The organism is Achromobacter insolitus, from assembly GCF_002209555.1.
Taxonomy (GTDB): domain Bacteria; phylum Pseudomonadota; class Gammaproteobacteria; order Burkholderiales; family Burkholderiaceae_B; genus Achromobacter; species Achromobacter insolitus.
The window spans coordinates 419,860-435,580 of sequence record NZ_NJIF01000002.1 but is presented as its reverse complement, the minus strand read 5'-3'; the positions used below and the strand labels follow the sequence as shown (position 1 = coordinate 435,580).

Sequence of the window (15,721 nt, the reverse complement as noted above, 5' to 3'; positions counted from 1 at the left end):
GTCCGTCTTTGGGCGGCCCTTTTTTCTTGGTCCGTCCGGCACGGCGGCCCGCCCCCGGCCGGCCGCGCGGGCGGCCTTTGGGGGCTTACGCAATGTCTTGCAGTTTCGGAGGACGCTGCGCGGTTGCCATCATGCCTCCTTCATTTGCGCGGCGGTTTGCAGGAATGTATCCAGCGCTCGTCTACGTCCTTGCCGACGGGTCACGGCGTAGACCATGGCGCGGGCGATGTCGGCGGGCAGCGTGCAGACGGCAATGCGGTCGGTAGTGTGGCGGCACGTGGAGCGCGGGACCAGGGCCACCCCCAAGCCTGCGGCAACCAAGGCCAGTTGCGCCGGGACTTCGGCGACCGTTTGCGCGACTGACAGGGTCACGCCAGCGCGGGCGCAGGTCTGGGCCAGAGCTCGGGCAAACGCGGAGGTGTCCTGGCGCAGCATGACGAAAGCGTCGCCCGCAAGGTCGCTCAGTTCCAGCCGCTTGCGTGTCGCCAGAGTATGGCCCTTGGGGAGCACGGCCACGACGGGATCGGGCCATAGGGGGATGGACTGCAGTTCCTCGTCGTCGACGGCGGTGCGGGAGATGCTGACGTCGATGCGGTGCCCACGCAGCGCGTCCAGTTGCGCGGCGGGGTTCATTTCGTTGAGCAGGACCGAGACCTGGGGATGGGAGGCTTTGTAGCGGGCGATCAGCGCCGGCACGGGGCCCATGAAGTGCGAACCGGACAGGCCGACCTCGATGCGGCCGGCCAGGCCCTGGTCCACGGCGCGGGCACGCACGGTAGCGTCTTTCAGGCTGGTGAGCAGCGCGCGCACGTCGTTCAGGAAGGCTTCGCCGGCCTCGGTCAGGGTTACGCGACGGTTGTTGCGGTCGAACAGCTTGACCTCGAGTTCGCGCTCCAGTTGCGCGATCTGCAGGCTGAGCGGCGGTTGCGAAATATGCAGGCGCGCCGCGGCCCGGGTGAAGTTCAGCTCTTCGGCCAGCACGGCGAAATAACGGAGTTGGCGGATTTCCATGGCGGCCAGTTATTTGGAAAAGATATCAAACCAGATAAAAACTATATTGGAAAATATCGTTCCCGGCGACCAGAATAAGTCTTGCCAATAGCGCACACGACAACATCCGGGGACCCTGCAACAAGACAAGCGCGTGCCGTCGCAGGCACTGGCCCCGGCTGATACCCGCATTTCGCAGCTGGCTGCCCGCGCACCGCGGCGAGCCGGCCCTCTTACGCCTTCCGAGGAGCATCGCCATGACCACATCTCCCCGCGCCCTGCGCATCGGCCAGATCGTGCCCAGTTCCAACACCACCATGGAAACGGAAATCCCGGCCATGTTGCGCCTGCGCGAGACCATCGCGCCCGAGCGCTTCACGTTTCACTCCAGCCGCATGCGCATGAAACAGGTGACGGCTGCGGAACTGGCTTCGATGGACCGCGAGTCCGACCGTTGCGCGCAGGAGTTGTCCGACGCGCGCGTGGACGTGCTGGGTTACGCCTGCCTGGTGGCGATCATGAGCCAGGGCCTGGGCTACCACCGCGTTTCGCAAGAGCGCCTGCACCAGGCCACCGTGGACAACGGCGCGCCGGCGCCGGTGATCTCCAGCGCCGGAGCGCTCGTAGAGGGCCTGCACGCCATTGGCGCGCGCAAGGTCTCCATCCTGACGCCTTACATGAAGCCGCTGACCAAGCTGGTGGTGGACTACATCGAAAACGAAGGCATCGAAGTGCAGGACAGCCTGTCTCTGGAAATTCCCGACAATCTGAAGGTCGGCGCGCAGGATCCGATGGCGCCGGCCAGCCATGTAGAGCGCCTGAACACGCGCGGCGTCGATGCCGTGGTGCTGTCCGCCTGCGTGCAAATGCCATCGCTGGCGTCGATCCAGCCGGTACAGGACCGCCTGGGCCTGCCGGTGGTGACCGCAGCCGCGGCGACGGTCTACCGGATGCTGAAGGTGCTGGACCTGGAAGCGCGCGTGCCCAACGCGGGCGAACTGCTCACGGGCAAGTACTAAGCCCGCGCGGCGCGTCCTACTTGCCCAGCGACAGGATCTCGTTGGCGTTGACGATGGCGCCCGCGATCTCCTCGGTGGTGACGCGCTTATTCATGGCTTGCTCGCGGATCAGGTCGTAGGCCTGGTCCTCGGTGACGTTGCGCGTGCGCATGAGGATGCTCTTGGCTTCCGCGATGCGGCGCACGCCCAGGAGCTTGCCCTCGAGCTTACGCAGGCGCCGGGCATGCGACTTGATGTCGTCGTATACCTGGCGCGCCACCACCAGCGAAGACAAGAGGCCGAATGAGCGCACCGGCGACGGCAACACCGCCTTTGCGCCGATGCGCAGCACCGCCTCGACGATGGTCGGATTCTCGTAGGTGACAATAGCGATGACCATGGGCGCGTCTTCGCTCTTGGCCCATTCGAACCCCAGGTCTATTACGTCAGGACGCACTGCCAGGAACACGGCATCCAGCCCCACCGGCAACGTGGGCGCCGGCGGCCAGAAGGTCTGGACCTGGCAGCCTATCCGTTGCAACTGCTGCGTCAATTGGCGGCCGTCGGCATCGTCGGGATGATAGACGGCGATCCGCAGCGTGCGCAGGTCCTTGAGCAAGGAAGGCGTCGCGCGCTCCGCGCGTTGGCGGCTGGCGGTATCGCCCATCAGATATCCAGCGAGCTCAAGGTGGCCGTCCAATCGCCCAGCGAATGGGTGACCAGGTACGGATCGGGATGCACGGGCCGCGTAGCCTCGCGCACGATGGTGAACTGGCCCTTGGCGTTGACCCGGCCGACACGGGGATACAGGCAGGTGTGGTGATTGGTCGGGTCGATGCGCACGCGGCCTTGCGGCGCCTGGAATTCGCTTTGCAGCACGCGCGGCAGAATCTGCGCGATTTCGTCGGTGCCGGTGTCGCGAAAGGCGTTGGCGAAGATGTGCATCTGGAAATATGCCGCTTCCCAACAAAGGTTGGGCACGCAGTCGTGGCCGAAGCGCCGGCGCAAGCGTTCCAGGCAACGCCGATTGATGTCGGAATCAATGGACTGGAAGTAAGGCGCGGAGGTGAAGTGGCCGGCCGCCACCTCGGGTTCCATCTGGGAGATTTCCGCCTCGGACGTCGTCAGGCTGGCGATAGGCATCGTCTTCGGATCGAAGCCCGCGTCCGCGTAGGCGCGATACAGGCAGGCCGTGGAGTTACCCACCACGGTGGAGAAAATGAAGTCCGGCCGCTTGTTGCGGATGTCGTCCAGGATCTCCCGGTAATCGCGTTCCGTCGCGGTCAAGGGCACGTAGCGTTCGCCGAGCTTGGCGCTGTCCTGCCGTTGCAGCACCAGCTCGCCCATGATGCGATTGGACTCGTAGGGATAGATGTAGTCCGACCCGATCAGATAGACCCGGGCGCCGAAGTTCGCGGTCATGAACTCCGCCAACTGCACGCTGTTCTGGTTCGGCGCGGCGCCGGTGTAGATGATGTTGTTCGAGAACTCGAACCCTTCGTACAGGGTCGGATAGAACAGCAGGCGGTTCCACTTTTCGACCACGGGCAGCACCGCCTTGCGGCTGCTGGACATATAACAGCCGAATATGACGTTCACGCGGTCTTGCGTGATCAGTCGTTCCGCCAGCACGCTGTAGGTGGCGGGATCCGACCTCGGGTCGTACCGCAGCGGCACGATTTCGCGGCCATCGACCCCGCCCGCCTCATTGATCTCGTCGATGGCCAGCAAGGTGCCATGCAATTGGGACCGGCCTATGGTCGATGTGGCCCCTGTTTCGGAAAACAACACGCCTACGCGGATAGGATCTTTGTTTGCCATGATCGAGACGGCCGCTGCCGCGGCCATCCATCCTTTTTCGAGTTCATCAGTTTCAGCACAGTCGCAGCCGCCGTCAACACGTGGATTCCTGGGGTCGTCATTGCGCTGTCCTGGCATACGCACGAACCAAAGCCTGCGGCAACGCCGCCGGATTCGTCACGATGCGGTAGCCGCGGAACCCGAACATGGCGCGTAACTGGGGCTCGGCTTTCGCGTCCAGCGCCACGCAATACACGCTCACCCCCTGGCGGCGCAGGTCCAGCACCGCCTCGCGCGCGTCGTCCGTCAGATAGCGCGGATCATGCGCATCGACATCGGAAGGCTCGCCATCGGTCACGACGATGATGGCGCGCCGCTCTCCCGGAACGCGCAGCACCTGCGCGCCGGCATGCCGCAACGCTGCGCCCAGGCGCGTCGAGTAGCGGGCCTGGGCCGCGCCAATGCGCCCCAACGCCGCGGCTGCGAGGTCGCCGGCATCCAGCAAACGGTAGTAGTACACGGCCGACCGCGTATCCGAGCAGAATCCATGCACGGCGATCCGGTCGCCTTCTCCGGATGTCGCCTGCGCCAGCAACATCGCCGCCTGCTTCTCCAGGTCCAGCACCGTGACGCCGCCATCCGCCGCCCGGTCATTGGCGGAGGCCGAAAGATCCAACAGCACCAGGGTGCTGCTGGCGCAGGGCTGGCTCCCTGGCCGCATGAAGAAACGCGCGTCCGGGGCCAGATCCAGGCGCCGGTCGATAAGGACCTCTATCGCGGCGTTCAGGTCGATATCATCCCCTTCCCACTGCCGCCTCAGGCGGCGCGCGCGGCTCAGCCGGCGCGACTGCGGCAAGGCCAGGCGGTGAGCGCGACCGGCCGGCGTGGGCGGCGAAGCGCCACTCCAACCAGGCAGCTTCTCGATCACGGTGCACCAGTCCGGGCGGTTGCGACCCAGCTTGTAATCCCATTCGGGATAGCGATAGCGGCCCAACTCCGTTTCTCCGCCGGCTTGCGGAAGGCCCTCCTGGTCCTGCGGCGCCGCATCGCCACGCTGGGGCGCGATCCCTTGCGTGCCCAAGGCCAGCGCGGGCGGCGGCTCGGCCGCATCCCCGTAATTCCACAGATAGGCGTTGTCGTCACGGTAGGGAACCGGCACGGCGTACTGCTGCGGATTGAAGCGCACCCGCATCTGGCCCAGATCGTTCGCGAGTATCGACGCCAGGCCACGAAAAGCCGCCACATCGCGCAGATTGGCTGACTGCGCCTCGAACAGCATCCGCGCCTTGTTCACCCAATGGTTGTCATCGCGCAGCGTCGGGTCCATCAACAGCCGGCTCATGCGTTGCACCAGCGCTGCGAACCCCAGGTCGGCCGGCTCGGGCGGAGGCGGCACGAAAGGCAGGAACCAGCGGCGCACGCCGGGATAGTCCGCCATCAGCAGCCGCTCCACCCGCGCATCCTCGATGGCGGATACCACCGCCACGCCCATCGGTTTCAGGCTCAGGACCGGCTGAGCCGCCGGCGAGTAACGCAGATGGGCCGCTGCATGCGCGACGGCGGCGCGATACAGCGCCCAGCGGTCGGCGCCGTCCAGCACGGTATAGCTGTCCGGCACCAACAGGTGGGCCTGCGCAAGAATGGGACGCGAGGGCGGACCGTCCAGCGCCGGACGCCTCAAGGCCTCGACGGTCATCGCCCTGCCCGACAGGCCGCACAGCAGCCATGACAGCCTCGCCTGCGCGGCTTCCAGCTCCTGCGCGCCCGCCTCGCCATTCAAGGCCTCGCGGGCGTAGGCGTCGCGCAACTCGAAGTAGGCGCGCAAGGGGCCAGGCTGACGTTCATAGCGTCTCAGGCCTGCCAGCATCCAGCGCCCCAGCCCGCCGGCCGTAAGCGTGGCCATCAGCTGGTCAAGCCGGTCAACCACCGCCGCGCCGCATTCGGCGTCCTCTTTGTACAGCGCTTCAATCCAACGTCGAGCCTCGGCCGCCTGATCCTCGCCGCTGCGCGCAGCCAGGCGACGCAGCTTTTCGTCCAGCGCGCCTGTCAGGCGACCGCCGGCGCCGGCCCCTTCCCCCTGGGACAGGACGATTCGCATGTTCATTCCAGGTTTGCGTCGACCAGCGCGCTCAGCGCCGCCGCCATGTCAGGATCATCGGTCAGGGCACGCGTCATCGTCATGTCGCAGCTCTCGGCGGGGCTGACGCCGTCGCGGATCAAGATGCCGGCGTAGATCAGCATGCGGGTCGATACTCCTTCGTCCAGGCCGTGGCGCTTGAGCTCGCGCGAACTATGCGCGATCCGCACCAACCGGTCCGCCAGCTCGGTATCGATGCCGGCTTCGTGCGCCACGATTTCCGCCTCGCGCGCGGGCTCCGGATAATCGAAATCCAGCGCGACGAAGCGCTGCCGTGTGGAAGGCTTGAGATCCTTGGCGCTGCTCTGGTAGCCAGGGTTGTACGAGACCACCAACTGGAAATCCGGATGGGCCCGCACCACCTCGCCCTTCTTGTCCAGGGGCAGGATGCGCCGCGCATCGGTCAGCGGATGGATGACCACCGTGGTGTCCTGGCGAGCTTCAACAATCTCGTCCAGGTAGCAGATGCCGCCATGGCGCACCGCCAAGGTCAGCGGGCCGTCGTGCCACGCGGTACCGTCCGCATCCAGCAGATAGCGGCCGACCAGATCCGAGGCCGTCATATCCTCGTTGCATGCCAGCGTGACCAGCGGACGGCCCAGCTTCCAGGCCATGTATTCCACGAAGCGTGTCTTGCCGCAGCCGGTGGGCCCCTTCAGGATCATGGGCAACCGATGCGCGTATGCATGCTCATACAGCGCGGTTTCCCGCCCCGTGGAGCGATAGAAGGGTTCTTGCGCAATCCGGTAGGTATCGAGCGGAGACGGCACGGTTCAAGTCCTTGGCAAGCGCCCGTCCAGCGAGGGAGGCCGGACGGACGGGATAGTGGGCAAGCGCGCCTAGCGATGCTTGGCGGCCTCGTTGGGAATGCCGTCCATGGGGCACTCCGGCGTGCCCACCGTGGACCGGGTGAAGGACTCGACCATCTTGCGCGTGCCCTCCGGATCGTTGATCCAGTTGGCGTAGAAGTTGTATGGGCAGGCCGCGACGCCTGTGGCTTCTTCGCCCGAATTGATCTTGCCGGTGTAGCCGCGGTGCACCAGCTTGAACAGATGGTTCTGCGACTGCATGTTCTTGCGCGCGTCGCGAATCAGGCTGGTGGAGAGCTCCGCGTACTGCACGCCCATGTCTTCCTCGCCGCATTCGCCCAGCGTGCGGCCGTCAAAGCCAATGATGGCGGAATGGCCGAAATAGGAGTAGACGCCGTCGAAGCCGGCGGCATTGGCCACCGCCACGTAGACGTTGTTCATCCACGCCATGGCCTTGGACACCATGACCTGCTGGTCCTTGGCGGGGTACATATAGCCCTGGCAGCGCACGATCAGTTCGGCGCCGCGCATGGCGCAATCGCGCCAGATCTCCGGATAATTGCCGTCGTCGCAGATGATGAGGCTGATCTTCAGGCCTTTGGGACCTTCCGATACATAGGTGCAGTCGCCCGGGTACCAGCCCTCTATCGGCACCCACGGCATGATCTTGCGGTACTTCTGCACGATCTCGCCCTTGTTGTTCATCAGGATGAGCGTGTTGTACGGCGCCTTGTTCGGATGCTCTTCATGGCGCTCTCCCGTCAGCGAGAACACGCCCCACACGTTGGCCTTGCGGCAGGCATCGGCGAACACCGCGGTCTCTTCGCCCGGAATCGCCGACGCGGTTTCGTACATTTCCTTGGCGTCGTACATGATGCCGTGGGTGGAGTACTCGGGGAAAATGACCAGGTCCATTCCGGGCAGGCCGCGCTTCATGCCCACGACCATGTCGGCGATCTTGCGGGCGTTCTCCATCACCTCCGCTCGGGTATGCAGCCGCGGCATCTTGTAGTTCACGACGGCCACGCCCACGCAATCGTTGCTGCTGGAGATATCTCCGTGTCTCATGACAATGCTCCTCGGTGATTGACGGTCATACCGTCAGGAAAGATCTGACTTTGTCCTGGTCGAGGCTCTCGCGGCAGGCCTCGTGCACGATTCGGCCCCGGTCGATCACCAGGAACCGGTCGGCCAGATCCAAAGCGAAACTCAGCATCTGCTCCGACACGACGATGGCGAAGCCGCGCTCCTCGCGCAACGCGTTCAAGACCCGCGCGATGTCCTTGATGATGGAAGGCTGGATGCCCTCGGTGGGCTCGTCCAGGATCAGGACGCGCGGGTTAGAAATCAGCGCCCTGGCAATCGCCAGTTGCTGTTGTTGTCCTCCGGACAGATTGCCGCCCTTGCGCCGCCGCATCTCCTGCAACACAGGGAAAAAACGGTATAGGTACTCCGGCACGGCTTTCAGTCCACTGCGTTCGGCGCCGGCCAGGATGTTCTGCTCCACGGTCAGGAACGGAAAGATCATCCTGCCCTGAGGCACGAAGGCCAGGCCGTTGCGCACGCGCTGGTAGCTCTCCATGCCCGCCAACTCCACGCCGTCCAGCCGTATGCTGCCCGAGCCCGAGCGCAGCATGCCGATCAGTGCCTTGAGCAAGGTTGTCTTGCCCATGCCGTTGCGGCCCATGATGGCCACGGATTCCCGCGGCGCCACGTCGAAGCACACGTCGTGGACGACATGGGACTCCCCGTAACTCACGTTCAGCCTGTCGATCTGAAACATGGCGCATCCTCCTCTTCAATGGCCCAGGTACACGTCCAGTACGCGGGGATCGGCCTGCACCTCGGCCACCGTGCCCTCGCTCAGCAAACGCCCCTGATGCAACACGGTGACTTTGTGCGCGATGCGCTTGACGAAGTCCATGTCATGTTCGATGACCACCATCGATCTGCCGCGCGAGATACGCGCCAGCAATTCCGCCGTCTGTTCGCGTTCGCGCGGGCTCATGCCGGCCACGGGCTCGTCCAGCAACAGCAACTGCGGGTTCTGCATCAGCAGCATGCCGATCTCCAGCCATTGCTTCTGGCCATGGCTAAGCCGTCCCGCCTTCTCCGCCAGGCGGTCTTCCAGGAACACCTGTCCAGCCATGTCCTGAATGCGTTCGCGGATTTCCTGCGTGCGCCGAAACCGCAGCGAACGAACCACCCCGTGCGCGTTAGGCAGCGAGATCTCGAAGTTCTCCAGCACCGTCAGGTCCTCGTAGACCGAGGGCGTCTGGAACTTGCGCCCCACGCCGGCGCGCACGATGTCGAATTCCGCCATCCGCACCAGGTCGCGGCCCTGGAACATCACGCGGCCCGCGGACGGCCTGGTCTTGCCGCAGATAATGTCCAGCAGCGTGGTCTTGCCCGCGCCATTCGGGCCGATGATGACGCGCAGCTCATCCTGCGCCACACGCAGGCTCAGGCCGTCCACTGCCCGGAATCCATCGAACGAAACGGTCAGCTCCTCGACGCTCAGGATGGCGCCAGGCGCCGGGCGGTCGCTGCTCATATTCATGCTGGCGGGCTCCTGCAGGTCCAGGGTGGCGCTCATCGTGCGCTCCCCGCGGCGCGGCGCGCCTGAATCTGGCCGAATACGCCGGCCAGCCCATTAGGCATGATCACGACGACCGCGATGAAGATGGCTCCCAGGAAGTAAAGCCACACTTCTGGAAAGGTCTCGGACAGATAGGACTTCAGGAAGCCGATCAGCAAGGCACCGACCACGGCGCCCGGAATCGACAGGCGGCCGCCGACCGCCGCATAGATCACCATCTCTATCGAGGCCACCACGCCGATCGCTCCCGGAGAGATCAGCCCCACCTGCAAGGTGAAGAAGGCGCCGCCGATGGAAGACAGGACGGCGGCCACGCAAAAGATGCAGGCCTTGACGTGCGCCGTGTCGTAGCCTGAGAAGCGCACGCGGTCCTCGCGGTCGCGGATCGCGATCAGGATCTTGCCGAGCCGGCTGCGCACGATCGCCAGCGCCGCCAACATCGCCACGACCAGCGCTCCGGCCTCGATGAAGTACAAGCCCAGCTTGCCCTCGTCGCCGACGATGTCCCACCCCAGGAGCGTACGGAAGTCGGTGATACCGTTGGCGCCGCCAGTGTCTCCCTGCTGGCCGACGATCAGCACGGTAAGCGTCATCGCCAAGGCCAGGGTCACAATGGCGAAATACACGCCGCTTACCCGCTTGCGGAAAATGGCCAGCGAGAAAAGATAGGCGGCCAGGCCAGGCAAGGCCACGATCAACAGCAGCGTCAAGGTCAGCGAATGAAACGGCTGCCACCACACTGGCAGGCTTTCCACGCTGCTCCACACCATGAAGTCGGGCAGTTCGGGCGCGGAGGCCTCCAGCTTCAGGAACATGGCCATCATGTACCCGCCCAGGCCGAAGAATATGCCTTGTCCAAGGCTCAGCACGCCGCTGTAGCCCCAGGTAAGCACGATGCCGATGGCGACGAATGCGAACGCCATGTACTTGCCGACCAGATTCAGCCGGAACGGATCCAGCGACAGCGGCAGGACGGCCAGGATCAACGCCGCGACCAGCAGGATCGCGAGTTCTTCGGTTCTCCGATGCAGGGCCTTCATTGCGTCACCCCCGAGTCTTGTTGGCGAACAGCCCGTTCGGGCGGAAATAGAGCACGAGGATCACCAGGACCAGGATCGTGACCTTGGCCATCGAGCCGCTCATCAGGTATTCCAGCGTGGTCTGGGATTGCGCGATGGCCAGGCCGGAAAATGCCGTTCCCAGCAGGCTTTGCACGCCACCGAACACCACCACGATGAACGAATCGACGATATAGAGCTGGCCAGTGCCGGGATTGGTCGACCCGATCATGGTGAAGACGCACCCGGCAATGCCCGCCAGCCCGGAGCCCAACGCGAAAGTCAGCGCATCCACGCGCCGCGTGTTGATGCCGACAGCGCCCGCCATGGCACGGTTCTGGGTGACGGCGCGCACGCGCAGTCCCCACGCGCTGCGGTAGAGCAACAGATACACGCCTACGGCCACCAACAGTGTGAGGCCCAGGATGAAGATGCGGTTCAGCGGAAACTGGAGATCGGGGGTCGGCTCCCATGCGCCGCTGAGCCAGGAAGCCAGCGGCACGCTGACCTCCTGCGCCCCGAATATCGAGCGGTAGGCCTGTTGCAGGATCAGGCTTAGCCCCCAGGTCGCCAGCAGCGTGTCCAGCGGACGGTTGTAGAACCAGCGGATGAAGCCGCGTTCCAGCACATAGCCGAATGCGAACGTAACCAGGAATGCCAGCGGAATGGCCGCGAACAGATAGACGTCCATCCAACCCGGCGCCCAGTGCTGGAACGCGACCGAAACCAGATAGGTCGTGTAGGCTCCCATGGCCATCAACTCGCCATGCGCCATGTTGATGACGCCCATCAGCCCGAACACAACGGCCAGGCCGATCGCCATCAGCAGGAGAATGCTGAACAGGCTGATCCCGTTGAAAAGCTGCATTGCGGCGATATCGAGATTCATGGTCGGGTTCCTGGCTGCGCCGGCGGCAAGGCCGCCGGCCAAGGGCCTGGCGCATATCCGCGCAGGCGTGGTCTACAGCTTTGGGAAGGGATTGGGTTCGATCAGATCCGCCGACTCCCAGACGATGTCGAACTGCCCATCGGGCCGCGCCCGGCCCACGCGCACCTTCTTCCAGACGTGATGGTTGGTTTCATGCACGCGCACGGTGCCCTCGGGCGCCTGCAGCGTGAGCCCCGCCGATGCCGCGATCACCTTGTCGGGTTCGAAGGAGCCGGCCTTCTCCACGCCCAGCTTCCACAGGTAGACGCTGTTGTAGGCGACCTCCATGGGATCGCCGATGACGCGGTCCTGGCCGTACTTTGCTTTGAAGGCCTTGACGAATTTTTCGTTGGCCGGATTCTGCAGGCTCTGGAAATAGCCCATGCAAGCGTAGTAGCCCGCGGCATTGTCCTTGCCGATGCCTTCAATCTCATTCTCGGAAACCACCGTGGATAGCAGCACGACACGCGTGCCATCCAGGCCGGCTGCGCGCAGCTGCTTGTAGAACGCCACGTTAGAGCCGCCCACCACCGTGCTGTAGATGCACTCTGGCTTGGCTGCCTTGATCTTGTTGATGATGGAAGAGAACTCAGTATGTCCCAGGGGTGCGTATTCTTCACCCACCACCTTGGCGTTCATGCGGGCGATGGCCGGCTTGGCGATCTTGTTGCAGGTGCGCGGATAGATGTAGTCGGAGCCGACCAGGAAGAAGGTCTTGCCCTTTTCACGCGCCATCCATTCCACTGCCGCGATCACGGACTGCGTGGCTTCCTGCGACGGGTAGAACACTCGCGCGTCCTGCTCCTGTCCCTCGTAATAGGTGGGGTAGTAAAGCAGGCCCTTGCTGCGTGACAGCACTGGCAGCAGCGCCTTGCGCGAGGCCGAGGTGTAGCAGCCCACGATGGCCGCGACTTTGTCCCGGTCCAGCAGCTTGCGAGCCTTTTCGGCAAACACGGCGTTTTCACTGGCGCCGTCCTCGACCACCGGTTCGATCTTGCGGCCCATCACGCCGCCAGCGGCGTTGATCTCTTCAATCGCCAATTTCTCCGCATCCACCAGAGACGCCTCGGCAATGGCGATGGTGCCGGACAGCGAATGCAGCAGGCCCAGTTTGACGGTGTCTTGGGCGTATGCCTGGCGGGGCAAGGCTGCCATCCCCGACGCGGCGCTCAGTATGACCATGGAGCCGCTGTGCTGCAGAAAGCGGCGGCGGTTGTATACGCTCATCATTGCGCTCCTGTGCGTTTCTGAAGGCAAGCCTCCGGCTAGGGCTTGCAAGCAAGCCCTGAGCTGCCCGGGATTGGGCAGGCGCCTTTGCCGACCACATCACGACGACTGCCGTCCGCCCGCAGCGTCCTCGTTTCTTCAGGCAAAGCTCCGCCCACGGCGCATCGAAACGCCATTCGAAGAAAAGCGATAGACAAACGGAAAACGAAAAGGCCCGAGCCGGATATTCCGGCTCGGGCCCTTTTGCCCTACGCCTGACTGGCAACACTGGCAGTCGGCGAAAATTTGAAGACGAACTCGCGTCTGGAAGGCATTCTGAAGAAGCGTGTGGCGCTATGCCATGCGTATTTTCCCTTAGCGGCCGCGGCTCGATGCCAACGCGCGGCGCAGCGCTGGCGCGGCGTCCCGCAGGTATTGCCACAAGCGGGTCGAGACCGGGCCTTGCGCCCGGTCCGCGCGCCGCGCCATGACCAGTTCTTCGACGCTGCCCGGCAGTTGGCGGTTTGCAATGGAAAGCAAGCTACCATCACGCAGCTCGTCTTCGATGAGAAAACGCGGCAAGTGCCCCCAGCCCATGCCCTGCAGGATGATCTCTTTTTTCATCAACTGATCCGCCACCGTGCATTGGCGCGCGCCTTCCACCGTGAAGTAGTCTTGCGGCGGCGTGTGCCTCGCGGTATCACGCATGACGCATTGCGTATAGTCGCGCAGCAGCGCGGGCCGGAGGACGCGTGGCACGGACTCGCGCAGAAAGCCCGGCGCTACCACGGGCACGAAAGACACCTTGGCGAGGTCCACCCATTCGATGCGGGCATCCTTCTTGTCCACGCGATGCAGGATAAGGTCGGCCTCGCCGTCATGAAGGCGTTCCTGCGGGCCGGACACCGCCTCGAAGTAAAGATCCAGGCGCGTGGCGGGGCAGTCCGCAAAAAAGCGGCTCAGCAAACCCAGCACATACGGGCGCGGACAGAAATCGCCGATCACGACACGAAGCTCGGTTTCATCTCCCATGGCGAGCTGTTCGGCGTGCGCGCGCAAAGCTGTCAGCTCATGCAGCAGCGACTGCGCGCGCGCATGGAAGGACTGCCCCGCGGCAGTCAGGGCCACGCGATAGCCACTGCGGTCCAGCAGGGCCAAGCCCAACTGCCGCTCCAGCTTCGCGATCGCGGCGAATACGGCCGGATGCGACCGGTGCAGCGATGTCGCGGCCGCCTGGAAGCCACCGGCGCGCACCACAGCGTCGAAGCATTGGAGATCATGCAACGTGAATTCGCTCATGTCCGTTTTCCAAACAATGATTTTGCGAACTTTGTAATTTTTTCTTTTAGGGCGCGCAACTACGATTTGCCTCACACCTGTCAAACGCGAGGTACACCATCATGCAAGACGTTTCCTTCTTCACCGCCGGCGACGGCGCCCGCATCGCCTACCGTTACGAAGGCCGCGCAGACCTGCCCACGCTGGTGCTGGCCAACTCCATCGGCACCAGCCTGCATATGTGGGATGCTCAGATCCCGGCCCTGACCCGTCATTTCCGCGTGCTGCGCTACGACTACCGCGGCCATGGCGCATCCAGCGTGCCTCAGGGCCCCTACTCGCTGGACCGCCTGGGCCGCGACGTGCTGGAGTTGCTAGATGGGCTGAGCATCGCGCGCGCCCATTTCCTGGGGCTATCGCTGGGCGGCATTGTCGGCCAGTGGCTGGGGGTGCATGCGCCGGAGCGCATCGACCGCCTCATCCTGAGCAATACCTCGGCCTATCTGGGGCCGGCGCCGCAATGGGACGAGCGCATCGCCGCCACACTACGGGCTCAGGACATGTCGGAAACGGCGCAGACCTTCCTCAAGAACTGGTTTCCCTCGTCATGGATCGAAGCCGGCCACCCCGCCCTGGAACCGTTCCGCGCGGTGCTGCTGGGCATCGACAAGCATGGCTTGGCGGGTGCGTTTGCCGCCGTGCGGGACGCCGACCTGCGCCGCACCGTCGCCCTTATTCCCAACCCGACACTGGTCATCGCTGGCCAGCACGACACGGTCACCGCGGCCAGTCATGGAGAGCAGATAGCCGCGACCATCCCCGGCGCCAAACTGCTGACGCTGCCGGCCGTGCATATGCCGAACATCGAAGTGCCGGAGGCGTTCGAGACCGCAGTGGTGGAGTTTCTGCTCGCGGCCTGAGCCCACGCCGATCAGTTCAGCTTGGCGCCCGAGGTTTCGACTGCCTGTTTCCAGGTTGCGAGTTCACGGTTGATGTGGTCGGCAAACACTGCGGGCGAGGAGCCCACCACCTCATACCCGTAGCCCTCCACCTGCTGCTTCAATGCGGGTACTGCCAGTGCTTCGGCCATGCCGCGGCTCAGGATGTCTATGATTTCGGACGGCGTTCCGGCTGGCGCCAACACGCCGTACCAGCCGTTGACGACGAAGCCAGGCACGCTTTCGGCCACCGTCGGCACATCGGGCAGCAGGGGGGAGCGGCGCTCCCCCGTCACGGCGATGGCCTTCAGCTTTCCTGCTCGAACTTGAGGCAGCGACGTCGAGATGCTGTCGAACATCAGTGACACCTCGCCGCCCAGCAAGGCCACCACGGCGGGGCCGCTGCCCTTGTACGGCACGTGCATCATGTCGACTCCCGTCTGGTTCTTGAACATCTCGGCAGCCAGGTGACTGGTATTGCCGTTGCCCGCCGACGCGAAGCTGAGTTTGCCCGGATGGGTTTTGCCATAGGAAACCAACTCGCCAATGGTATTGGCCGGCGTGCTCAACGGCGCCGCCACCAGCATCGGCAACGTGGCCACCAGCGACACCGGCGCAAAATCACGACGCGTGTCGTAAGGCAGGGACGGATACAGGCTGGGGTTGATCGCGTGAGCTGCGAGCACCATCAGCAGCGTGTAGCCATCGGGCTTAGCGCGCGCCAACTGCGCGGACGCGATGGTTCCGCCGGCGCCGGGCTTGTACTCCAGCACGACGGGTTGACCCCACTTCTTCTGCAGCTCCGCGCCCAAGGGACGCGCCAGCATATCCGCGCTGCCGCCGGGCGGATACGGGATCAAGAGAGTGATCGGCTTGTCGGGATACGAGGGTGCGGCATGCGCCGCGGCCAGGCAGACCACGCCGAGCAGCGCTGCTGCCGATAGGGAACGGATCATCAGGATCTCCTTGGTCCGGGGTCC

The 15,721-nt window shown here is 64.4% G+C and carries 15 protein-coding genes; 2 read left to right on the top strand and 13 right to left on the bottom strand.

Annotated elements, in window-relative coordinates:
* Positions 1–129: 129 nt before the first annotated feature.
* A complete protein-coding gene (locus tag CEY08_RS07545; protein ID WP_076817129.1) occupies positions 130–1,011 on the bottom strand; it encodes a LysR substrate-binding domain-containing protein in 882 nt (293 codons plus the stop codon).
* A gap of 236 nt (positions 1,012–1,247) precedes the next feature.
* On the opposite strand from CEY08_RS07545, the gene CEY08_RS07540 reads away from it, so the two are divergent.
* A complete protein-coding gene (locus CEY08_RS07540) occupies positions 1,248–2,009 on the top strand; it encodes a maleate cis-trans isomerase family protein (RefSeq protein ID WP_042795572.1) in 762 nt (253 codons plus the stop codon).
* Positions 2,010–2,025: 16 nt separating this feature from the next.
* On the opposite strand, the gene CEY08_RS07535 is transcribed toward CEY08_RS07540, so the two are convergent.
* The 11 genes from CEY08_RS07535 to CEY08_RS07485 form a co-directional block, all read right to left on the bottom strand.
* Positions 2,026–2,655, bottom strand: a complete 630-nt coding sequence (locus CEY08_RS07535; protein ID WP_042795573.1) for an ANTAR domain-containing response regulator — start codon at positions 2,653–2,655, stop codon at positions 2,026–2,028.
* Positions 2,655–3,809, bottom strand: a complete 1,155-nt coding sequence (locus CEY08_RS07530) for a transporter substrate-binding domain-containing protein (RefSeq protein WP_042797434.1) — start codon at positions 3,807–3,809, stop codon at positions 2,655–2,657. The genes CEY08_RS07535 and CEY08_RS07530 overlap by 1 nt, the downstream gene beginning before the upstream one ends.
* Positions 3,810–3,906: 97 nt before the next feature.
* Positions 3,907–5,886, bottom strand: a complete 1,980-nt coding sequence (locus CEY08_RS07525) for a nitric oxide reductase activation protein NorD (RefSeq protein ID WP_232033781.1) — start codon at positions 5,884–5,886, stop codon at positions 3,907–3,909.
* A gap of 2 nt (positions 5,887–5,888) precedes the next feature.
* Positions 5,889–6,695 (bottom strand): CbbQ/NirQ/NorQ/GpvN family protein, encoded by an 807-nt coding sequence (locus CEY08_RS07520; protein WP_042795575.1) that lies wholly within the window; start codon positions 6,693–6,695, stop codon positions 5,889–5,891.
* 69 nt (positions 6,696–6,764) lie between these two features.
* Positions 6,765–7,802, bottom strand: a complete 1,038-nt coding sequence (locus CEY08_RS07515) for an aliphatic amidase (RefSeq protein ID WP_042795576.1) — start codon at positions 7,800–7,802, stop codon at positions 6,765–6,767.
* 25 nt (positions 7,803–7,827) lie between these two features.
* Positions 7,828–8,517, bottom strand: a complete 690-nt coding sequence (gene urtE, locus CEY08_RS07510) for an urea ABC transporter ATP-binding subunit UrtE (RefSeq protein ID WP_063639296.1) — start codon at positions 8,515–8,517, stop codon at positions 7,828–7,830.
* Between the two features lie 15 nt (positions 8,518–8,532).
* Positions 8,533–9,294: an urea ABC transporter ATP-binding protein UrtD gene (gene urtD / locus CEY08_RS07505; protein WP_084738691.1), complete on the bottom strand. Its 762-nt coding sequence runs from the start codon at positions 9,292–9,294 to the stop codon at positions 8,533–8,535.
* A 32-nt stretch (positions 9,295–9,326) separates the two neighbouring features.
* Entirely contained in the window at positions 9,327–10,373 is a 1,047-nt protein-coding gene (urtC, locus tag CEY08_RS07500; protein ID WP_063639295.1) for an urea ABC transporter permease subunit UrtC, read from the bottom strand.
* A 4-nt stretch (positions 10,374–10,377) separates the two neighbouring features.
* Complete coding sequence (urtB, locus tag CEY08_RS07495) at positions 10,378–11,280, bottom strand: urea ABC transporter permease subunit UrtB (RefSeq protein WP_063961375.1); 903 nt, start codon at positions 11,278–11,280, stop codon at positions 10,378–10,380.
* A gap of 72 nt (positions 11,281–11,352) precedes the next feature.
* Positions 11,353–12,546, bottom strand: coding sequence for an urea ABC transporter substrate-binding protein (gene urtA, locus CEY08_RS07490; protein WP_042795579.1), 1,194 nt, complete (start codon positions 12,544–12,546; stop codon positions 11,353–11,355).
* 354 nt (positions 12,547–12,900) lie between these two features.
* Positions 12,901–13,824, bottom strand: a complete 924-nt coding sequence (locus CEY08_RS07485) for a LysR family transcriptional regulator (protein WP_076817124.1) — start codon at positions 13,822–13,824, stop codon at positions 12,901–12,903.
* A 101-nt stretch (positions 13,825–13,925) separates the two neighbouring features.
* Here CEY08_RS07485 and pcaD point away from each other — a divergent pair, with 101 nt between their 5' ends.
* A complete protein-coding gene (gene pcaD, locus CEY08_RS07480; RefSeq protein ID WP_076817122.1) occupies positions 13,926–14,723 on the top strand; it encodes a 3-oxoadipate enol-lactonase in 798 nt (265 codons plus the stop codon).
* 11 nt (positions 14,724–14,734) lie between these two features.
* On the opposite strand, the gene CEY08_RS07475 is transcribed toward pcaD, so the two are convergent.
* On the bottom strand, positions 14,735–15,697 hold the full coding sequence (locus tag CEY08_RS07475) for a Bug family tripartite tricarboxylate transporter substrate binding protein (protein WP_042795582.1): 963 nt from the start codon (positions 15,695–15,697) through the stop codon (positions 14,735–14,737).
* Positions 15,698–15,721 lie beyond the last annotated feature (24 nt).